Consider the following 18,787-nt stretch of genomic DNA (forward strand, 5'->3'; position numbering starts at 1 on the left):
AATTCCAGGAACGTGCGTAGCGGCTTTCCGTCCAGATTTGTGTAAAAACAAATACTTAGGGTCCGTGTTCTATCAAATCACTCTAAACCGCCCGATTTGATTCCTCCATCGCTCGCACCACCCTCAGCGGGGACCGTCTGATGAAATTTCTGGTTGCCTCGGCTCCGAGCGGGCGTCCCAGGAAATTGCCTTGCAGGCAATCACAATTCTCCTTGATCAGCCACAGCGCCTGTGCCGACGTCTCGACCCCCTCGGCGGTGACGCTTATTCCCAGGCCGTGTGCCAGATTTATAATCGATCGCACGATGGTCTGGCTTTTGAGATCGGTCTCCAGGTCCGCAATGAAGTACTGATCTATCTTCAACGTGTCGAAGGGAAAGTTCTTAAGGTAGCTCAACGATGAGTAGTACGTTCCAAAATCGTCGAGCGATATTCGTATTCCCAAGACGTTCAGAGTGTTTAACGTGTCGATATTGTCGATCGTCTTCTCGAGAAGAACCGTCTCGGTTATCTCAAGTTCAAGTCGGTCGGCTCGGATTCCAACTGCGTCAATGACCTGAGCGACAGTATCCGTCAGCGAACCGCTGAGGAACTGAGCCGGCGACAGGTTCACTGCGATCGTCAGCGAGGAGGGCCACGTCAATGCCTGGCGACAGGCTTCCTCGAGCACCCATCGTCCAATCTCGTCCATCAGACCGTCCGACTCGGCGATCGGTATGAACACGCCGGGTGGAATGATTCCGATCTCGGGGTGCCGCCACCGCAGTAGCGCTTCGAAACCGATCACCGACGCGGGAGACCGAATGAGGGGCTGATACTCCAGATAAAGCTCGCCCCGCTCCAGCGCGGTTCTAAGGTTGCGCCTCAGATTCTCGCGTTGCTCGAGCAAGAGCAGCATCGAACGGTTGAACGTTCGAGCGCAACCGCGTCCGTCCGTCTTGGCCGCGTAAAGAGCAATGTCCGCGGCTTTCATCAACTGCTCGCCATCGGTCCCGTGCTCCGGCCCGAAAGCAATTCCGATACTCGAGCCGACGAAGACGGGAATGCCGTTGATGACGAACGGCTCCTTGAACGCGTCGACCAGCGATCCTGCTAGGCGCTCGGCTTCCGCTGGCTGATCCTTTCCCAATTGGATGACGGCGAACTCATCGCCGGCATACCGGTATGCGGATTCGCCGTCCTGCAGTGCGTCGCGGATTCGACCCGCCGCGAGTTGAAGAAGCGTGTCGCCTGCTCCATGACCGAGCGTGTCGTTGACCGCTTTGAAATCGTCGAGGTCGATTTGCAGCAGGGCGGCTTTCGGCTTTGCTTCGCCGATGGCCGCCAGCGCCTGCTGTAGCCGCTCGCCGAATCGCCGCCGATTCTGCAGTCCTGTCAGCACGTCGTGCGTCGCGTGATGGAGCAGAGTTACATGCTCCTGCTCCTCCGCCGCGCTCCGCTCCCCGTGCCCCCTTGTCTCGATGATTCCCACACCATTCGCGGTGGCGAAGACGAAAACGGAACGGGGCACTTCGTCCGATGATCGCGGCAAGTCGATGTTTGCCGGGGTACCGCCGTGGAACACACGAAGAAATTCGTCGCGATACCTCGCATCGAGGAAGCTCGGGTAGATCTCCCAAACGGCGGCACCCGGCGCTACCACGCCTCCGTACACGCCTTTGAGCTTGGTTGCGTAGTGCGTCAGACAGAAGTCGCGGTCATAGAACGACAAAAGTTCGGTCGTGTTTGCCAAAAGGTCAGCAAGAAGCGCTTCGCCGGCACGTGGAGCATCGCTTGAGGAAGGCCCCTCACTATCCGTCCCGACGCCTGATGCCTCTGGGTGCAAGTGCCACCTCCATAGGCGGTGCAAATTCGCGTCCCCCAGTCCAGAAATAGCATAACTGCCAAGCTTGGCAAACTTTCAACTCGAAGTCTTAACAAGTTCCACATGCTGCGTAGCTGCAATGTATGCTCCGCCGTGATTGGCGGCAAACTGTCGATAACGACGAACAGTCACAGTTGGTTAATAAATCGCAATTGGCTGTATGATGATGCGCGGTCGACGCGACACGAATATTCTGGTCCATGAGGCGGCGTGGCCTGGCCGCCCCCGGCGAGCCTGCCTGAACCTGCCCATCTCAACATCGCCGATCCTGTTTCAATTTCCGAGCGCTTTGAGCCAACCTTCAAAGGAAGAGGCCTTCTGGTGTTCGGCATGCGAAGCAGAGTGGGCCGGGCGCGGCAACACCACCGTGCTGCGGCCTTCGCGGGGGCTGTAACCGAATTCCTTGCTGAATGCCCGGCTGAAATTGGCCGCTGAACTAAACCCGAAGGCCTCGGCAATTTCAACAATTCGCCGGCTGTCCAGCGGATTGCTGAGCGCAATATGCGCTGCCAGAAGCCGGCGGCTTTGGATGTAATGGAGAACACCACCGCTTGGTTCGAACAACTGATAGAGACGGGAACGCGAGACGCCGAGCGCCCGGCACATTGAATCCGGCGTCAGATGAGCCGCATCCAGATTCTGGTGGACGTATCTGCGCGCCCGCTCCATCAGCGCAACATTCGCCAGTTGTTCGGCGGCGGCAGCATGTTCCGCCGCAGGCCCGAGGCAGGCGATGATCATGCTGCGCGTTGCGTGTACGATGCGAGGCAGATCGTCAGCCGTGAGGCTGCGCAGTCTTGCCTCTATGCTATTGATGTAGCCGACCAGGAGGTTGGCAAAGTTGCCGGACAGAATTGAATTGTTCTTCGCGTCGAGGCTTGCCGCCGCATCGGCGAACAAATCACGCGGCATATAGAGAAGGAGACTTTCAGAGTCCGTTGCCCTCCCGCGAAACGGGTAGCCGAGCGATCTGATCTCCAATTTGCCCGGCTGGCTTTCTGCAACGCGGCGATCGACCTCCGTCCATGACCGGCCAGTATGGGGCAAGACGATGCACCAGTGATCGATCGAACTGGACCGGAGTTTTGCGGCAGAACGCGTGTAACTGTGTGCCGCTGCGCGCTGCTGAACGATCAGCATGCCACCGAGGTTCCAGACCGTGTGGTCGGCGGGAAAGCCATCGTCCGGCGATTTGTCATCCGGCAACTTGACCTCGACAAGCGGCGCCATATGCGCTTGCCAGGCGGCGAATTGATCCTCTGGCGCCAGTTCGAGCGTTGAAAAGGACAAAGGCTCGAGCGCCGGCGCGAGTGGCGAAGCTGACTCGTTGTGAGGTTGAGCTTCGCGCGGCCAACGACGTCGATCACGCTCCGGCGGCTGCCTCGCAGGTGCCTCGTCTGGCTTTTTAGCGTCCATCGCGTGGTACCATATCCGATTCGGGTATGCCCCATGCCCCTTTTCAATCATGTGGTGTACCTCGGGCATCTGGCAAGACTTTGAGGCCGATATCGACAGACCAGCCAGATCCAGCCGTCGATGACCACAGCCGCAACCCTGCCAACTACGGCGGAACTCGCGTCGACAGAGCCGGCGATCGCGGTGAGTAACAGCAAGAAATGCATTCCGAGATAAGTTTCTGGATGCGACGCTAACGACACTCTTCAGCCCGCTGCATATAGAATTGAGCATTGTGGAAGCGTAGTTGGGGAGACCCTGTAGATGAACGCAAAGCTCAACAGCGAAGCCCGTCGCAAGATAATTCTTGACGGATACGTCAACAACGAGCCGTTGAAGGATATTGCGGCCAGGATCGGATGCTCACTGGCAAGTTTGAAAGTAACAGCCAGTAAAATCGGCTGCACTCGAACTCCGAAGGAGGCGGCCGATTTCAGGCGCGGCTTTCATATCCCGGAAAACAAGCGGCAGGATTACTACCAGTTGATGAACATCGGTCAGTATAAAGCTCGCGAGTGCGCAGAAATTTTGGGATTGCTGACAATTCAATCGTCAGGAAACGAGTAAACTCACCGCAATATACCTTCGACGGTATTATCGCTGGAGCATTCCATCGCCTCAGCGATTCGTCGGTAAAAGCCCGCCGCAGCGCGGCGGGCCCTGAAAGATTCGCACAAATGCTGCGTCGGCGTTTCAATCGCACCTGCCTCAGCCCTCACGATCTGGCTATTTGCGAACGCGTGTTCGATCAGGTCTGCGCGGATGAACATCTCAACCCCTTGGACCCGGACGCCGAAATCCTGGCGGTGATGGTTGTGGCCATTTTTCGAAATGCTCACACCGGCGAGCACGAACTGCGGGAAGCTGTCAGGTCTCGCCGACAAAAGGTCGCGGGAAGCGGGCATTAGCGCGCCACATTCGATCGCGTAGCCGAGCGGGTATGGCTGAGCGCATAAACCCCTCCAAGGAAAGAGGCTGGAACGTTTCAGCCGACCGCGCGTTGTGGTTTTCGGGGAGTGGCCGGCGTCGTTTCGGCCGGCCATGGCGTTGGGAGGCGCATGGCAAAGGGATGTCCCAGGTCCAGACTGTGAAGCCAGCCGAAGCGGCAGCAGCGCCGCGGGCCTCCGATGCGTTCGCGCTGAAGCTCACCTCATCGGAACTCGCGACCACCATGTCACATTTCCACCGCGCCGAAATCGCCCGCATGGCCGGCTGGCGCGACCGTCTGGACCGCACCAGCAACTGGGCGATCACCGTCGTCGCGGCCATGCTCTCTGTCTCGCTGTCGACACCGAGCGCCCATCACGGCGTGCTGCTGTTCGCCATGCTGTTGATAACGCTGCTTCTGTGGATCGAGGCGCGGCGCTATCGCTTCTTCGACGTCTACCGGGCCAGGGTGCGCCAATTCGAGCGCTATTATTTCGCGCAGATCTTCTCGCCGCAGCCTGACTACGCCTCCAATTGGCTGGCCATCGTCGGCGAAGGCCTGCGTTCGCCACGCTTTCTGATCTCGCAGCGCGCGGCTTTGGTACGCCGGCTGCGCCGCAACTACATTTTTATGTACACGATCCTGACGCTGGCCTGGGTGCTGAAAATCACGACGCCCAGCCTGCAGCGCGAAGGATCGCCGATCGGATTCGGTGCGTCATTTCTCGATGCCGCGCGCGTGGCGCAGCTCGGCCCTGTTCCGGGCATCTATGTGGTGTGCATGGTCGGGTTGCTCTATGTCGGCATGCTTGCCGCCGCTTTCCTCATCTCGAGCGACGAGGGCGAGCTGTCGCATGGCACCGTGCATGTCTGAACATAGTCGCGAAAGCGCAATCCGGCTGCGCTGATCTTCAGCAGGCATTGTCTACCATCATTGCGGACGATTCCGGCCGGGTTGCGGACTCCTCAACCCGAGGGCGTGCGCGATGACGTTTGTGTGCCGTGAGTGCGATGACCAGGGCGTAGCAGGCGGCGTTCAGCCAGTTGATCGCCGCCAGCGCGGGATCGTTGAGATTGATATGGGCATAGAGCCCGGTCGTGGCGTTGGCGGCTGTCCACAACAGCCAGGTCGCGTAGGAAATCGCCGTCGCGCCATGCTTGTCCTGCGCAACCCGCACGATCTGCGGCAGGTAAGAAACCACGCGCAAGCCGTTGAAAATGGTGAACAGATAGAAAGACAGATCGGCTAGCGTCATCCGAATCCCCCTGTAAGGCCGGACGTCCCATACCGTTCCTTGCAAGCGCGGCATGTGAGCCCGTTCACATGCCGGGTTCGAATTCCTGTTGCGGCCCGGCACCCCGCGCTAACGCACCGGCTTGGCTGCAGCGTCCGAGAAGGATGCGATTGTTTCGCCGAAGGCATGCCGACGCGTGTGGCTCAGCCGCGATGGCGCAGCGCATCGACAAGCAGCGAGAAGGCAGGCGTCGCCTGGCGGCGGCTGGGGTAATAGAGATGGTAGCCGGGAAAGGGCGGGCACCAGTCGGACAGTACCCGCATCAGCCGACCGTCGGCCAGTTGAGCCGTCACCTGATCCTCCGGCAGATAGGCAAGGCCAAGCCCCGCCAGCACGGCATTCAGGCGCAGTGCCGCCGTGTTGAAGACCAACTGGCCCTCAACGCGCACCTTCAATTCGCGTCCGGCCTTTTCGAATTCCCAGGCGTAGAGTCCGCCATAGGTCGGCAGGCGCAGATTGATGCAATTGTGGGTCGTCAGGTCCTGCGGCGTGCGCGGCTTCGGCCGCGTGGCGAAGTAAGCTGGCGACCCCACCACCGCCATGCACATGTCGGGGCCGATGCGCACGGCGATCATGTCGCGCGCCACCTGTTCGCCAAGCCGCACACCGGCATCATAGCGCTCGGCAACGATATCGGTCAGGCCATAGTCAACGATGATTTCGACCCTGATGTCGGGATAATCGGGCAGGAACTTCGCCAAGGCCGGCCAAAGGATCGCATCCGCCGAATGCTCGCCGGCGGTGATGCGGATGGTGCCGCCGGGTCTTTCGCGCAGTTCGCCGAGCGCCGCGAGTTCGGCTTCGATCTCGTCCAGCCTCGGGCCTATCGTGCTGACCAGGCGCTCGCCGGCCTCGGTCGGCGACACACTGCGCGTGGTGCGGGTCAGAAGCCGCACGCCAAGCCGCTCCTCCAGTGCGCGCAACGTGTGGCTGAGCGCCGATTGCGAGACTCCGAGCTTGGCCGCAGCCTTGGTGAAACTCCGCTCGCGCGCGACGGCGAGGAAGGCGGTGAGCTCATTCAGATTGTCGCGCGGCATTGATGAGCTCTCCTCATAGGTACATGCCGGATATTGCACCTAATCGTGGATAATCGCAGGCCCTAAATAGGCTCCATCACAAATCGGGCAGTCCAAGGCGGGGCAAAGACGGCGGCCATCTCCCGCCGGCATCGAGAAGGAACAAATCCATGGACATCAAGCGAAGCGGCTCGCAGCGAGGTCAATCCATCATAACCGGCGCATCTCCCAAGAACCCATTCTCCGACATCGCCCCTGCCCTCGGCAGATACACCGACGAGGTGCTGTTCGGCGATGTCTGGAAGCGCCCCGGCCTTTCGCCGCGTGACCGCAGCCTCATCGCCGTCGCCAGCCTGATCTCAGGTTACCGGATCAATGAAATGCCGGGGCACATGAAGCGGGCGCTCGACAACGGCGTGACCCGCGACGAACTCATCGAAGCCATCACCCATCTCGCCTTCTACTCCGGATGGCCGACGGCAGCCACTGCGATCGGCATTGCCCGGAACGTCTTCGAGCAGGCCGACGCCGAGAAACAAGGACAATGACAATGCAAAAGCGCACACTTGGAACAAACGGCCTCGAAGTCTCAGCCATCGGATTGGGCTGCATGGGAATGAGCCAGTCCTACGGGGCGCCGATGGAGACGGCGGATGCGGTTCGCCTGATCCGCGCGGCGTTCGAGCGCGGCATCACCTTCTTCGACACAGCCGAAGTCTATGGACCGTTCAAGAACGAAGAGGTAGTCGGCGAGGCGCTGCAGCCGATCCGCGACCAGGTGGTGATCGCCACCAAATTCGGCATCGACATTGCAGGCACTGCCGGACATAGCGGCATGGACAGCAGGCCGGAGCATATACGCGACGTCGTCGAGGCCTCGCTCAAGCGGCTGCGCACCGATCATATCGACCTCCTCTACCAGCACCGCGTCGATCCCGCCGTGCCAATCGAAGATGTGGCGGGCGCGGTGAAGAACCTGATCCAACAGGGCAAGGTCAAGCATTTCGGCCTGTCGGAGGCCGGCGTGCGCAACATCCGACGCGCGCATGCGGTGCAGCCGGTCGCCGCCCTTCAAAGCGAATACTCGCTGTGGTGGCGAGAACCCGAGGAGGCGATCCTGCCTGTCCTCGAAGAACTGGGTATCGGCTTCGTGCCGTTCAGCCCGCTGGGCAAGGGCTTTCTCACCGGCGCCATCAGCGCCGACACGACGTTCGACAGCAGCGACTTCCGCAACACCGTGCCGCGCTTTTCGGCGGAGGCCAGGCTGGCGAACCAGGCTCTGGTCGATGCCATCGGCGTCATCGCGGCCAAGAAGAAGGTGACCCCGGCGCAGGTCGCGCTCGCCTGGCTGCTGGCGCAAAAGCCCTGGATCGTCCCGATCCCCGGCACGACGAAGCTCAACCGCCTCGAAGAGAACATCGGATCGGCAGCAGTTGGGCTGACGACGGATGATCTTGCCAACATCGCAAGCGCGGTCTCGTCGATTACCGTGCAGGGAGAGCGCTATTCCCCGCAACAGGCGGCAAGGATCGATCGCTGATCGCGACGAAAATCAGAAGGGCAAAGTCATGACGCAAGGTATCGAGAACAAGGTCGTCGTCATCACCGGCGCCAGCAGCGGTCTGGGCGAAGCCGCCGCGCGGCTGCTGGCCAATGAAGGCGCGAAACTGGTGCTGGGCGCCCGACGGATCGACCGCCTACAGGCGCTGGCAGGTGAGCTTTCGCTCGGCAAGGACGGCATCCTGCAGACCGACGTAACCGATGTCGGTCAGGTCCGTCGTCTCGTCGACCATGCGGTCAAGACGCATGGCCGCATCGACGTCATCATCAACAATGCCGGCCTGATGCCGCATTCACCGCTGGAGCGCGGCAAGGTCGAGGACTGGGACCGGATGATCGACGTCAACATCAAGGGCGTCCTCTATGGCATCGCCGCTGCCCTGCCGCACATGAAGACGCAGAAGAGCGGCCACATCATCAACGTCTCGTCGGTCGCCGGCCACAAAGTCGGGCCGGGCGGCGCGGTCTATGCCGCCACCAAGCATGCGGTGCGCGTCATCTCGGAAGGACTGCGCCAGGAGGTCAAGCCCTACAACATCCGCACCACCATCATATCGCCTGGTGCCGTGGCGACGGAATTGCCGGACAGCGTCACCGAAGCCGATGTCGCCCAAGGCGTGCGCGCGCTCTACGACCGGGTGGCCATACCGGCCGATTCCTTCGCCCGAACGGTGGTATTCGCGATGAGCCAGCCCGACGAGGTCGACATCAACGAGATTCTGTTTCGGCCGACGGCTCAGGAATATTAGAGCCGCCGACCTTGCTCAGCACCGCCGGTTCAGCCCAAATTGCGCCTGAAATTCCCTGGTGTCGTTGCGGTTGGGATAGGGCCGGTCGGGCACTGGAACGCGCAGATGCGCGCACAGGGTCTCCCAGCCGTCGCCCAGTTTATGGACCAGCAGCCGCTCCGGCGGAACTGTCGCCATGACCGCGGCGACGTTGGCTTCATAGAGGGCGATCGCGGTCGCGCGATCATGCGCCTTGCCGCCGAAGACCTGCTTGGCGATCAGGGAAATGCCCAGCGCCTCCTGATCCTGGAGCTGGCTGATGCCGGCCAGGATGGTCTTCTCGAAACTCTGCCACCAGCTGTCCGGCGAGCGCCAGGTGAGGATGACCGAGGCGTCGGGATAGACTTCGATCAGCTGGCGCCAATAATGCGCCGATGGCCAGTCCATGCAGGAGGCATAGCCGGCAAACAGCTCGCTCCAGTCAGGCGCAGCACCCTTCGCCAGTGCGCGCCAGAGCCGCTTCTGCTCCTCCTTGGCGATGACTTCGGACATGTGATGGCAGGGGCCCAGGCCGAGGATAGTCAGCGCTTCGCGCATCGAATCCGTTCCGGTGCGGCCAAAGCCCGTCCCGATCACCTTGATCGACATATTTTCCTCCCTGGCTCGAACCGCCGAGGTCGATCAGCTGGCAGGTTGGCATCGCTCAGCGGCTGCACGGTAGCAGCCTCTCCGCAGGAAGCGCCGCGTGGGCAGCAACTCTTCACTCTTCATCGCATATATCAGGACTGCGCCCGGGCCAGATTAGCCGCCAACGATAGATCTGTCCCACACAAAGATCGGTTGACCGGCCTCGGCCACGAAGCGACTATTCAGCCTGATTGCAGACCGCAGGAGGACATGAAATGGACGAACCCGATCGCTGGCGGCATATGGCGAGCGCGCCCAAGGACGGCAGCCGCATCCTGGTCACCGTGAGGCCGTCTGAACAGGGGCCGGCCGAGGTCGACCTCGCCTACTGGTCGCGCGCCGACCAGTTCGGTTCAGAAGGTTGGCGCTCGTCAGATTCGTCTCCGGGACGCGTGATCGAATATCCTGAACCCGAATTGAAATGCTGGATGCCGCTTCCGACGGCCAATCTCAGCCGGGCTTCCATGCCGGCCCCCTGGGCCGGCGAAGACGCCCAGCAACTCGACGGCTCCGGGATTTGATCTCGGCTGAACGTTCCGCAGCATAGGACAAGCTGCCTGCCTATCTCGGCCGGCGCACCGCTCGCACCATGCCGCCGGGGCCGCCGCCGCAGAAGAAGCGGTCGCCGCCGTCGGATTCGAGCCCCGACACGCCCACGCCGGCCGGCATGTCGAGCCGTTCCAGCACCTTTCCGGTTTGCGGGTCGACGCGGCGCACGTCGCTGTGGTCACCCTCCCAGGTGCCGTGCCACAGTTCGCCATCCACCCAGGTCACCCCGGTGACGAAGCGGTTGGATTCGATGGTGCGCAGGATTTTCCCGGTCTCGGGATCGATCTGATGGATCTTGCGCTCCCGGTTCTGCCCGACCCACAGCGTGCCCTCGGCCCAGGTCATTCCGGAATCGCGACCGCCGCCGGGCGCCGGAATGGTGGCCAACACCTTGCCAGTGTCGGGGTCGATCTTCTGGATGCGATCTCCGGCGAGCTGGAACAGATGCCGGCCGTCATAGGCGGTGCCGGCATGGGCCGCGACATCGATCGAGCGTTTTGTTTCACCGTTTGCCGGATCGAAGGCGGTCAGCTTCTCTCCCGTGGCAAACCAGACATTTTGCCCGTCAAAGCTCACGCCATGCACGATGTCGACATCAGGAAAGGGCCCGTATTCGCGCAGGATTTCGGCGGTTGAATGTTTCATGTCCTGGTCCTCGATCACGGTCACGGAACCTTCCTAGCCGTTTGGCAGCGGTGCCGGGAGTAACAAGGTGGTCGTGAAACCCGCCACCGGCGGCGTCATCCAGCGGCGCGCGCGACCATGACCGAACGACTGCACCTTGCCGGCCTCGGCCAGCTGCTCAAGCGCTCGCTGTACGCTGCGCTGGCCGGCGCCGAGCGCCAGCGCCAGCGCCGAGCTTGCCCAGGCTTCACCATCGGCCAGGAAGGCCAGCACCACCGCGTGCCGCTCCTCGATCGGCCGCGCCAGCACCGCCACCACGCCTGCCTGGCGCGGCGCCAGCGCAAAACCTTCGCTCGTCGCCTCGATGCCGGCCAGCGGCCGCAATTCGGCGCGCAGCCGGCCGATCTCGACCCGCAGCCTGGCACGATGCGATTCATCGACGTGCCTGCCGCCAAAGGCGCGTGCAATCAGCGTTGCCCTCGACACATCCGCCGGCCAGGCTTCGGCAAGTGTTCGCACCAGTGCAAACAGCACCGGGCGCGTTGCCAGCGAGACCGTGGTTTCCTGCTTGCGCACGACATAGCGGAACGTATCGACGACCAGCGCCGACGACGCCTGCAGCGCCTCGACCTCCTCGAGCAGCAGCGGGCGCTCTTCGCCATTGGCGATCAGCCGGGCCGCCGGCGTGTCGAGTGACAGGAAGGCGCTGTCGACCTCCGCCATAAGACCCGGAATGCCGGCCCGGCGGGCGGCGTGGCGCGCCCATTCAAGGGCTGCGCGCGCGGCTTTCGTCTTGAGACGGCGCATGGCGATGCCGGCAACGGCGAGTTCATGCGCGGCGCGTGAGGCCGGCGGAAGCGGCGCCGGATCGAGCCCGGCCAGCACGTCTTCAGCCTCGTCGAGGCGACCGATCAGCAGCAGGCGGCGCACCTTGAGATGGCCGGCATGCGCGGCGTTCAGCCGGTCGCCATGCTTTTCCAATGTCGCCCGCGCCGCATCGAGCGCTTTGGCCGGCCAGCCGAGGTCGCGTGAGACCAGCGCGATCTCGGCTTCGGCGACGACGCATCTGGCGCGCGCCACCGCCTCTTTCGGGCCGAAGGCGCGGCCGGCCCGCCGCAGCAACAGCTTGGCGCGATCGAGATCGCCGAGCTGCGCCATGGCGATGCCGCGCAGCGCCAGCGCCGGAGCATCCTCGCGCAAGGCGACGCGGTCGAGTGCGGCAAGCGGATCACCCGCGGCCAGCGCCAGCCCTGCCGCGGTGATCAGCGAGTCCATTCAAATCCCGTCACACTTGTAACTCCCACCCCGCTGGTCATGGCCCTAACTTAAGTCACCGCCGCCAAGCAGCAAGCCGGGGCGGCAACCTGGCCATCTGGGCTGGCAGGAGACACTGCGGCCGGCGTTGACGCCAATATCGGCAGTCGCTAGCCTGAGCATCTCAGATGGTATTTTTAAGCTTCTCATTGGAGATAACTGACAATGCCTGCTTCCGAGGACCTTGAGCACACTGCGCGGCCCCGCCATCCCTGCTGCGGTGGGCCTCCGTCAAATCCCGTCACATTTGTAACTCCGCCCTCGCCGCCTCGCGGCCCTACCCTACCTCACGATCAGCAGACACGCCGCAACGGCTCAATGACAGACAATGGAGACGAGCAATGACCAAGCATGTGGCAATGAAGACCCCGCCAATCGTTTCACGGCAGGAATGGGAAGCCGAGCGCGAAAAGATGCTGGTGAAGGAAAAGGCGACGATGCGCGCCAGGGATGCGCTCTCGGCCGAGCGTCGGCGCATGCCGTGGATGGAAGTGGATAAGGCCTATGTCTTCGAAGGCCCCAACGGCAAGGCAAGCCTGCTCGACCTGTTCGAGGGCCGCCGGCAGTTGATCGTCTACCGCGCCTTCTATGAGCCCGGCGTCTATGGCTGGCCCGAACATGCCTGCCGCGGCTGTTCGCTCGGCGCCGACCAGGTTGGCCATCTCGCCCATCTCAACGCCCGCAACACCACGCTGGCCTATGCCTCGCGCGCGCCGCAGGCCGACATTGCCAGCCTGAAGCAGCGGATGGGCTGGGAGATGCCCTGGTACACAATCACCGACAGCTTCGACAAGGATTTCGGCGTCGACGAATGGCACGGCCACAACGTCTTCATCCAGGACGGCAAGAAGGTGTATCGCACCTATTTCATCAACAGCCGCGGCGACGAGCAGATGGGAACCGTCTGGAGCTATCTCGACGCCACGCCGCTCGGCCGCCAGGAAGTCTGGGAAGACTCGCCCGAAGGCTATCCCCAGACCGAGCTCTACAGCTGGTGGAACTGGCACGACAATTACGACGCCGCGCCCGACAAGACATGGGAAGCGGTGGCCGCCGCCGGCGAAGCCGCGTTCCGCGACAAGGACGGCAAGTAAGGGCTATCCAGCTTGGATTTCCTCGCCTCCGCAGGGCGAGGAGCCAAGTCCCAGCCATTGATCATAGAGGATGAGACCCATGAGCGACATCGGCATTGGCGCTGGCAGCGAGATCCCTCAATCCACTGGCGCGGCGCCGCTCGGCATCGCCGACTGGCTGTGCCTCGCCGCGGCGCCGACTTTCGCTGCGATGGCGTTGCTTACCTACATTCACACTGGCGACGGCGTGATGTCGTGCCTGGGCGCCAATGCCTCCCTGCTCACCAGCATGCCGGTGATGTATCTCTTGATGAGCGCCTTTCATCTGGCGCCTTGGCTGCGCGTGATTTCCGGCCGGCCGGTCCGGCAATAGCACCGCATTCTAACGCCCCGCACGTCGGAGAAAGACAATGAAGCTGGTCAGGCTGAGAGCGCCGGGCGGGTTGGACAAGCTCGACCTGGTCGAGGAGGATCAGCCTCGGCCTGGGCCGGGCGAAATGCTGGTCAGGATCCGCGCCTGCTCGCTCAATATGCGCGACGATTTCGCCGTGCAAGGCAAGGTGCCGCTCGCAGACGGCCGCGTGCCGCTGTCGGACGGCGCCGGCGAAGTGATTTCCGTCGGCGACGACGTCAATGCGTTCAAGCCCGGAGACCACGTCGTCAGCACCTTCTATCCCGGGTGGCTGGGCGGCGACATGACATCAGACACAAGGCGCGACATTCCGGGAGACAGTTTCGACGGCTTCGCCAGCGAATATGTGTGCATGCCGGCGCAGGCCTTCACCAAGGCGCCGGCGGGCTATACGCATGCCGAGGCGGCAACGCTCACCTGCACCTGCGTCACCGCCTGGCGAGGCCTGGTGACGTGCGGCAAGGTGAAACCCGGCGACACGGTGCTGATCCTTGGCACCGGCAGCGTGTCGCTGTTCGCGCTGCAATTTGCCAAGGCTGCCGGCGCCCGGGTCATCGCCACCTCGTCCGACGAAGAGAAGCTGGAGAAGCTGAGACGCCTCGGCGCCGACAACGTCATCAACTACAAGGCTGTGCCCGACTGGGGCGGCAAGGCGAGGGATTTGACGGACGGACGCGGTGTCGACCAGGTGATCGAGGTCGGCGGACCCGAGACACTGGCGCAGTCGATAGCGGCCTGCCGGACAGCCGGCCACATCGCTCTCATCGGCGTGCTGACCGGCTTTGCGGCCGAGGTTTCGATCCCGGCGCTGTTTTCCAACCAGATCCGCATCAGCGGGATTTCCATCGGCAGCAGGGCCGACCAGGAAGACATGATCCGGGCGATAGAGGTCAACCGCCTGAAGCCCGTCATAGACAGCAGCTTTCCACTGCAGGACATCGCCGCTGCCTTCAGGCACTACGAAGCGCAAAAGCATTTCGGCAAGGTTTGCCTCGAAGTTTGACCATCGCATCCTGCCGCAGCTCACCAATCCCTGGTGTCGGACGGCGCATTCACCACGTTGATGTGACTGTGAGACTTGTCACATACCCGCTCTTGAAGCGCGTGCTACTGCCACCACGGTCAGTCAGCGCCGAAAGAAATCGCCTGCCATGGTCTGGCGGTGACGGGCCTTTCACTTTATCCTGTGGCAGGTTGCATACGATCAACGGGCCTTGATGCCGCAAGCGGTGTGTTCTCGTCGGCGTCAGGCAGCGGCCAGGGGTTTTGCCATGCTCCGACTTTGCGGATTCATCGCGGCCTTCATCCTCGTCAGCCTCACGACCTTTGAGGCCTGCGCTGATCGAAGGGTCGCCCTCGTCATCGGCAATTCCGAATATCGTGACATCCCGGCACTCAAGAACCCGGCGAAGGATGCCGAGGACGTGTCGGCCACGTTCCGGCTGGCGGGCTTCGAGGTTTTCGTCGCCGAGAACCTCACCAAGCAGCAATTCGAAGGCCAGTTCCGGGACTATCTGGCCGCTATCGACGGCGCCGATCTCGCCGTCGTCTACTATTCCGGGCACGGCTTTCAGATCGGCGGCGAAAATTTCCTGATACCGGTCGACGCCTCGCTGAAGAAAGCGGCCGATATCGAGGTCCAGGCCATCAAGCTCAACGATGTACTGGAGCAGATGCGCTCGAAGTCTAAGATCCAGGTGATCATCCTCGATGCCTGTCGCAACAACCCCTTCCCGCGCAACAATTACTGGCTGCGTGACCAGCTCGTCACCGCCGGCAACACCGGGCTGGCGCAGGTGCGCAGCTCGCTCAACACGCTGATTGCCTTTGCCACCGAACCGGGCGCCGTCGCCTATGACGGCAGCGGCGATCTCAGCCCGTTTTCATCGGCCTTTTCACGGCGCGCGCTGGCGCCGAACCAGGAGATCCGCACGGTCATGTCGGCGGTGCGCCGCGATGTCGTGCAGGCCACCAACGGCATGCAGGTGCCTTGGGAAAATTCCTCGCTGATCGACGACGTTGTGCTGGTGCGCCGCAGCAACCGGCCTTCGCTGCCGCCAGTGCTGGAGAAGGTGGTGCTGTCGGGGGTCGGCCCTGTCGCTCTCGGCCTGCCGGAGCCGGTCGATGTCGATGGCGGCGCTATAACCGTCAGCATCGAAAGGCCGCCCGCAATGGGCCGCCTGATGCTGGACGGCAAGGACGTCGCGGTGGGCGAACCGATTGCGGGCAAGGACCTGCCGCGCCTGCAGATGGATGTACCCAAAGGGGCCGCCACGCAGGACGAGGTGGATATGCTCGCCTATGCCACGCATGACAATTGGGGCGGCGGCAGCCAAGGCATATTGGTGTTTCGCGTCAAGAGCGGCGAAGGCGCCGCCGGCCAGCAGATCATGGCTTCGCTCGAGGCCGAGCAGAAACAAAAGGTGCTGGAGCGCGGCATCCACATCACCGGCGCCGCCGAAGCGATCGAGAACCGCAAGCTCGATATTCCCGTCGGCGTCGGACCGGTCGCGCTCAACCTGGATTTCCCGACCGACGATCCGGCGGTCAGCCTGAAGGTTTCCGGATATCCGGCAACAGGAACGCTGTCACTGCCGGATCGGACGCTTTCGCCGCAATCGAGCCTGTTGGCCGGCGAGGTCGACCATCTTCGCTACGAGCCGCAGATCGGCACCACCGCGCCGATCGTGGTCGGTTTTGAAATCCGCGCCGACAGCACTTCGTCGAAGCCCGCGACGATGAAACTGTCGCCGACGGTCGATGCTTGCGATACCGCCGCCGGCGAGCCTCTCGACCTGCAAGGGGTGGTGCCCGGCCTGCTGCCGAACGAGATCGGCGCCGGTGCGGTTGCGGCCTGCGAGGCCGCGGTGAAAACCTATCCCGATGTCGCCCGCTTCCGCTACGAGCTCGGCCGCGCGCTGCTTGCGGCCGGCAAGGTCGCCGAGGCCAAGACAGCGATCGAGGACGCCGCCAAGAAGGGGCATGTGCGCGCTGTCTTCGAACTCGGCTATCTCAACGCAACGGGAACCGGAACGGCCATCGACCGCACCCAGGCCAACGCTCTCTACAAGGCTGCCGCCGACAAGGGCGATCCCTACGGAATGACCTCGTGGGGCCGCGCTCTGTTCAACGGCTACGGCGTTAACCGCGATACGGCCAAGGGCCTCGACCTGCTGCTCAAGGCGGCGGCCATGGGGCACACCTATGCCATGAACGATCTTGCCGCGATCTTCACCGAGGGCCGCAATGGGGTGCCTGCCGATCCGGCCCGCGCCGTCGCCTTCCTGCAAGCGGGCGTGCAGCGCCAGGACATGTATTCGATGAACCTGCTCGGCCGCAATTACCTCGCCGGCCAGGGCATCGACAAGGATCCGAAAGCGGCGCAAGCGCTGTTCCAGCAGGCCACCGATCTTGGCCAACCCTACGCTCCGGCAAGCCTTGGGCGCATGTATCGCGACGGCGTAGGGGTGGAGCGAAATCTCGAGGAAGCACAAAGACTGTTTGAACTGGCGACCGCGCGCGGTGATTACTCGGGCGCCTATGATCGCGCGGCCTTGGAGATGGCGAGAGGCGACAAGGCCGATCAGGCCGTTGCTGTGCGTTTCCTGGCATTCGCAGTTGCACTCGATCTGCGCAAGGAGCTTCCGGACGCCAAAAAAGGCTTGGCGCAGTTCGGCACGAAGCCAAAAACGGCGGCCCTGGACGCGCTGCGTCAAGAGCTGAAGTCGAAGACCCTACCGTCCGGTTCGCTGGACATGCAACTGGTCAAAGCGGCCCGGGGGGTCTGGGAAGAGGCCAATCCGCGTCGGGACTTGTTTTGAACAATGGAGGCTATGGTGGGCAAGGCATTGAAGCAGGCATTCATCGGGACAATTTTCTCCGGCGTTCTGGCCGGGCTCATAGGCTGCACCTCGGTGTCGCCGATGTTTGAGCCGGCGCCGCCGGTGGAACATCGCAAGGTGGTTCGCGTAGCGCCCCAGCCGAAGGTGGTCCGATACAAGAAGGCGACCACCAGCAAAGTGGTGAAGCCGGCCGAGGAGACACCACAAAAGCCGCCTGTGATTCCCACTCTCGGCGGTAGCGGAGGTGGAGGCGGCGGCGGTTGGAGCGGATGAGAGCAGGCCTGAGCAAAGGCAAGCCATCGACCCGAGACTGCACATCACACATCAGAAGTGGCTAATTGACAGCCCAGGAGAAACGGCGCTCACTGGCTCGTGCAGGTAGACCGCAGCAAGCGGGCGATTGCGACCGCAGCGGCACCTTGGGAGGATGCCATGCCGACTGTAATTGGCCATCACAACATCTCGAAAGACACCAAGCACTGGCTCTCGTCACCCAAGCGCAAGGAGCTTTTCGGTTCGCTCGGGATCACCAACATCCGCACCTTCGTCGATCCGCAGAACCCGAAACGGGTGGCGATCATGATGGACGTTCCGGACATGGATAAGCTCGCGGCCATGATGCAAAGCAAGGCTGCCGCGGAAGCGATGGCTCATGATGGCGTGGTGCCGGAGTCGCTGGTGATCCTGGTGGAGACGAAGGGATAACCGGCCACCTGGCCGGTGTGATCGGGCTGAAACTGGTTTCGTGAAACCGAGGGGACTGCCCCTCACCTCTTCCCCGCCCCAAAGCGCAATCCGTCCATCAGCAGCTTGACCAGCCGGCGCGAGCGGTCGCGCCAGTCCTTGGTGTCGGGGGCCGAGTAGATACCGCCGAGCGCATGCAGCACGTCGGAGGCGTCGACGTCGCCGCGGATCGAGCCTTCGGCCGCGGCCGCCTCGACCAGCTGCCGCAAGGCCAGCGACACCCGGCCCGACAAGTCGGAAAACACGGCGGAATTGGTGTTGAACAGGATGCGCAGACTGGCCGCCAGGCCGCGCTTGGTGGCGATGTAGTCGACGAAGCGCTGCATCCACTGTTCAAGCGCCATGTCGGCCGGATGGTGGCTGGCGAGGTCGTCGGCGGCCGCGCAGAGTGCTTCGACTTCGCGCCGATAGACCACCTCGACCAGATGCTCGCGGGTCGGAAAATGCCGGTAGAGCGTGCCGATGCCGACACCCGCCTGGCGCGCGATCTCCTCCAGCGAAGCATCGACGCCCTGCTCGGCAAAAGCCGTCGCCGCCACCTCGACCAGCCGGTCGCGGTTGCGCTGCGCGTCGGCGCGCAGCGGCTTTGGCGCTGCGGCTTCGCGCGCACCTTGGGCGGTCGCTGTCTGCTGGTCGTCCAATTTTTTCTCCACTGTCGACATATGGGGGCTTGAACCCCGTGGGGTAAGCCCCCACC

21 protein-coding genes are annotated in these 18,787 nt (G+C 62.8%); 12 read left to right on the forward strand and 9 right to left on the reverse strand.

All coding sequences use genetic code 11. The features are described 5' to 3' along the window. Positions 1-82: 82 nt before the first annotated feature. Both AC1DXM_RS17140 and AC1DXM_RS17145 read right to left on the reverse strand, forming a co-directional pair. Positions 83-1,825 (reverse strand): putative bifunctional diguanylate cyclase/phosphodiesterase, encoded by a 1,743-nt coding sequence (locus AC1DXM_RS17140; RefSeq protein WP_477234482.1) that lies wholly within the window; start codon positions 1,823-1,825, stop codon positions 83-85. Between the two features lie 312 nt (positions 1,826-2,137). After that, positions 2,138-3,280: a helix-turn-helix domain-containing protein gene (locus tag AC1DXM_RS17145; protein WP_477234484.1), complete on the reverse strand. Its 1,143-nt coding sequence runs from the start codon at positions 3,278-3,280 to the stop codon at positions 2,138-2,140. 303 nt (positions 3,281-3,583) lie between these two features. Between AC1DXM_RS17145 and AC1DXM_RS17150 the strand changes: the two genes are divergently transcribed. Next, complete coding sequence (locus AC1DXM_RS17150; protein ID WP_477234486.1) at positions 3,584-3,886, forward strand: hypothetical protein; 303 nt, start codon at positions 3,584-3,586, stop codon at positions 3,884-3,886. 2 nt (positions 3,887-3,888) lie between these two features. Here AC1DXM_RS17150 and AC1DXM_RS17155 read toward each other — a convergent pair whose 3' ends face one another. Next, positions 3,889-4,224, reverse strand: a complete 336-nt coding sequence (locus AC1DXM_RS17155) for a hypothetical protein (protein ID WP_477234488.1) — start codon at positions 4,222-4,224, stop codon at positions 3,889-3,891. Between the two features lie 164 nt (positions 4,225-4,388). Here AC1DXM_RS17155 and AC1DXM_RS17160 point away from each other — a divergent pair, with 164 nt between their 5' ends. Then, a complete protein-coding gene (locus tag AC1DXM_RS17160) occupies positions 4,389-5,120 on the forward strand; it encodes a DUF2270 domain-containing protein (RefSeq protein ID WP_477234490.1) in 732 nt (243 codons plus the stop codon). Between the two features lie 37 nt (positions 5,121-5,157). On the opposite strand, the gene AC1DXM_RS17165 is transcribed toward AC1DXM_RS17160, so the two are convergent. Then, on the reverse strand, positions 5,158-5,502 hold the full coding sequence (locus tag AC1DXM_RS17165) for a hypothetical protein (protein ID WP_477234492.1): 345 nt from the start codon (positions 5,500-5,502) through the stop codon (positions 5,158-5,160). A 182-nt stretch (positions 5,503-5,684) separates the two neighbouring features. Continuing rightward, positions 5,685-6,578 (reverse strand): LysR family transcriptional regulator, encoded by an 894-nt coding sequence (locus AC1DXM_RS17170; RefSeq protein WP_477234494.1) that lies wholly within the window; start codon positions 6,576-6,578, stop codon positions 5,685-5,687. Positions 6,579-6,727: 149 nt separating this feature from the next. Here AC1DXM_RS17170 and AC1DXM_RS17175 point away from each other — a divergent pair, with 149 nt between their 5' ends. From AC1DXM_RS17175 to AC1DXM_RS17185, 3 genes are read left to right on the forward strand one after another with little or no spacing between them, the layout of a single operon-like run. Further along, entirely contained in the window at positions 6,728-7,105 is a 378-nt protein-coding gene (locus tag AC1DXM_RS17175; RefSeq protein WP_477234496.1) for a carboxymuconolactone decarboxylase family protein, read from the forward strand. 2 nt (positions 7,106-7,107) lie between these two features. After that, on the forward strand, positions 7,108-8,097 hold the full coding sequence (locus AC1DXM_RS17180) for an aldo/keto reductase (protein ID WP_477234498.1): 990 nt from the start codon (positions 7,108-7,110) through the stop codon (positions 8,095-8,097). Positions 8,098-8,125: 28 nt separating this feature from the next. Then, complete coding sequence (locus tag AC1DXM_RS17185; protein WP_477234500.1) at positions 8,126-8,866, forward strand: SDR family oxidoreductase; 741 nt, start codon at positions 8,126-8,128, stop codon at positions 8,864-8,866. A gap of 15 nt (positions 8,867-8,881) precedes the next feature. Here the strand turns inward: AC1DXM_RS17185 and AC1DXM_RS17190 are convergent, their stop codons facing one another. Next, the gene (locus AC1DXM_RS17190; protein WP_477234502.1) at positions 8,882-9,493 is read right to left on the reverse strand and encodes a sulfotransferase family protein; all 612 of its coding nucleotides are present in this window, start codon (positions 9,491-9,493) and stop codon (positions 8,882-8,884) included. Between the two features lie 254 nt (positions 9,494-9,747). Between AC1DXM_RS17190 and AC1DXM_RS17195 the strand changes: the two genes are divergently transcribed. Continuing rightward, on the forward strand, positions 9,748-10,053 hold the full coding sequence (locus tag AC1DXM_RS17195) for a hypothetical protein (protein WP_112566614.1): 306 nt from the start codon (positions 9,748-9,750) through the stop codon (positions 10,051-10,053). 40 nt (positions 10,054-10,093) lie between these two features. On the opposite strand, the gene AC1DXM_RS17200 is transcribed toward AC1DXM_RS17195, so the two are convergent. Both AC1DXM_RS17200 and AC1DXM_RS17205 read right to left on the reverse strand, forming a co-directional pair. Beyond that, a complete protein-coding gene (locus AC1DXM_RS17200; RefSeq protein ID WP_477235018.1) occupies positions 10,094-10,726 on the reverse strand; it encodes a Vgb family protein in 633 nt (210 codons plus the stop codon). A gap of 33 nt (positions 10,727-10,759) precedes the next feature. Next, complete coding sequence (locus tag AC1DXM_RS17205; protein ID WP_477234505.1) at positions 10,760-11,980, reverse strand: helix-turn-helix domain-containing protein; 1,221 nt, start codon at positions 11,978-11,980, stop codon at positions 10,760-10,762. 380 nt (positions 11,981-12,360) lie between these two features. Here AC1DXM_RS17205 and AC1DXM_RS17210 point away from each other — a divergent pair, with 380 nt between their 5' ends. The 6 genes from AC1DXM_RS17210 to AC1DXM_RS17235 all read left to right on the forward strand — a co-directional run bounded on the left by AC1DXM_RS17210 (position 12,361) and on the right by AC1DXM_RS17235 (position 18,051). Continuing rightward, positions 12,361-13,113 (forward strand): DUF899 domain-containing protein, encoded by a 753-nt coding sequence (locus tag AC1DXM_RS17210; protein ID WP_477234507.1) that lies wholly within the window; start codon positions 12,361-12,363, stop codon positions 13,111-13,113. Positions 13,114-13,192: 79 nt separating this feature from the next. Further along, the gene (locus AC1DXM_RS17215) at positions 13,193-13,465 is read left to right on the forward strand and encodes a hypothetical protein (RefSeq protein ID WP_477234509.1); all 273 of its coding nucleotides are present in this window, start codon (positions 13,193-13,195) and stop codon (positions 13,463-13,465) included. 37 nt (positions 13,466-13,502) lie between these two features. After that, positions 13,503-14,507 carry a zinc-dependent alcohol dehydrogenase family protein gene (locus tag AC1DXM_RS17220; RefSeq protein ID WP_477234511.1) on the forward strand — a complete coding sequence of 335 codons (1,005 nt, stop codon included), beginning with the start codon at positions 13,503-13,505 and terminating at the stop codon, positions 14,505-14,507. A 268-nt stretch (positions 14,508-14,775) separates the two neighbouring features. After that, positions 14,776-17,325, forward strand: coding sequence for a caspase family protein (locus AC1DXM_RS17225; RefSeq protein ID WP_477234513.1), 2,550 nt, complete (start codon positions 14,776-14,778; stop codon positions 17,323-17,325). A gap of 12 nt (positions 17,326-17,337) precedes the next feature. Further along, complete coding sequence (locus AC1DXM_RS17230) at positions 17,338-17,619, forward strand: hypothetical protein (RefSeq protein ID WP_477234515.1); 282 nt, start codon at positions 17,338-17,340, stop codon at positions 17,617-17,619. 159 nt (positions 17,620-17,778) lie between these two features. Continuing rightward, the gene (locus tag AC1DXM_RS17235) at positions 17,779-18,051 is read left to right on the forward strand and encodes a hypothetical protein (RefSeq protein WP_477234517.1); all 273 of its coding nucleotides are present in this window, start codon (positions 17,779-17,781) and stop codon (positions 18,049-18,051) included. A gap of 62 nt (positions 18,052-18,113) precedes the next feature. On the opposite strand, the gene AC1DXM_RS17240 is transcribed toward AC1DXM_RS17235, so the two are convergent. After that, on the reverse strand, positions 18,114-18,752 hold the full coding sequence (locus AC1DXM_RS17240; RefSeq protein ID WP_477234519.1) for a TetR/AcrR family transcriptional regulator: 639 nt from the start codon (positions 18,750-18,752) through the stop codon (positions 18,114-18,116). Between the last annotated feature and the right edge of the window lie 35 nt (positions 18,753-18,787).

The organism is Mesorhizobium sp. P3_A2 (assembly GCF_056403115.1).

Bases quoted from the DNA above. Each gene is read 5' to 3' on its own strand.
- AC1DXM_RS17225 (WP_477234513.1), top strand. From the start codon at position 14,776: ATGCTCCGACTTTGCGGATTCATCGCGGCCTTCATCCTCGTCAGCCTC.
- AC1DXM_RS17155 (WP_477234488.1), bottom strand. From the start codon at position 4,224: ATGCCCGCTTCCCGCGACCTTTTGTCGGCGAGACCTGACAGCTTCCCG.
- AC1DXM_RS17240 (WP_477234519.1), bottom strand. From the start codon at position 18,752: ATGTCGACAGTGGAGAAAAAATTGGACGACCAGCAGACAGCGACCGCC.
- AC1DXM_RS17180 (WP_477234498.1), top strand. From the start codon at position 7,108: ATGCAAAAGCGCACACTTGGAACAAACGGCCTCGAAGTCTCAGCCATC.
- AC1DXM_RS17235 (WP_477234517.1), top strand. From the start codon at position 17,779: ATGCCGACTGTAATTGGCCATCACAACATCTCGAAAGACACCAAGCAC.
- AC1DXM_RS17170 (WP_477234494.1), bottom strand. From the start codon at position 6,578: ATGCCGCGCGACAATCTGAATGAGCTCACCGCCTTCCTCGCCGTCGCG.
- AC1DXM_RS17195 (WP_112566614.1), top strand. From the start codon at position 9,748: ATGGACGAACCCGATCGCTGGCGGCATATGGCGAGCGCGCCCAAGGAC.
- AC1DXM_RS17160 (WP_477234490.1), top strand. From the start codon at position 4,389: ATGTCCCAGGTCCAGACTGTGAAGCCAGCCGAAGCGGCAGCAGCGCCG.
- AC1DXM_RS17185 (WP_477234500.1), top strand. From the start codon at position 8,126: ATGACGCAAGGTATCGAGAACAAGGTCGTCGTCATCACCGGCGCCAGC.
- AC1DXM_RS17200 (WP_477235018.1), bottom strand. From the start codon at position 10,726: ATGAAACATTCAACCGCCGAAATCCTGCGCGAATACGGGCCCTTTCCT.
- AC1DXM_RS17215 (WP_477234509.1), top strand. From the start codon at position 13,193: ATGAGCGACATCGGCATTGGCGCTGGCAGCGAGATCCCTCAATCCACT.
- AC1DXM_RS17165 (WP_477234492.1), bottom strand. From the start codon at position 5,502: ATGACGCTAGCCGATCTGTCTTTCTATCTGTTCACCATTTTCAACGGC.
- AC1DXM_RS17210 (WP_477234507.1), top strand. From the start codon at position 12,361: ATGACCAAGCATGTGGCAATGAAGACCCCGCCAATCGTTTCACGGCAG.
- AC1DXM_RS17145 (WP_477234484.1), bottom strand. From the start codon at position 3,280: ATGGACGCTAAAAAGCCAGACGAGGCACCTGCGAGGCAGCCGCCGGAG.
- AC1DXM_RS17190 (WP_477234502.1), bottom strand. From the start codon at position 9,493: ATGTCGATCAAGGTGATCGGGACGGGCTTTGGCCGCACCGGAACGGAT.
- AC1DXM_RS17220 (WP_477234511.1), top strand. From the start codon at position 13,503: ATGAAGCTGGTCAGGCTGAGAGCGCCGGGCGGGTTGGACAAGCTCGAC.
- AC1DXM_RS17205 (WP_477234505.1), bottom strand. From the start codon at position 11,980: ATGGACTCGCTGATCACCGCGGCAGGGCTGGCGCTGGCCGCGGGTGAT.
- AC1DXM_RS17150 (WP_477234486.1), top strand. From the start codon at position 3,584: ATGAACGCAAAGCTCAACAGCGAAGCCCGTCGCAAGATAATTCTTGAC.
- AC1DXM_RS17175 (WP_477234496.1), top strand. From the start codon at position 6,728: ATGGACATCAAGCGAAGCGGCTCGCAGCGAGGTCAATCCATCATAACC.
- AC1DXM_RS17230 (WP_477234515.1), top strand. From the start codon at position 17,338: ATGGTGGGCAAGGCATTGAAGCAGGCATTCATCGGGACAATTTTCTCC.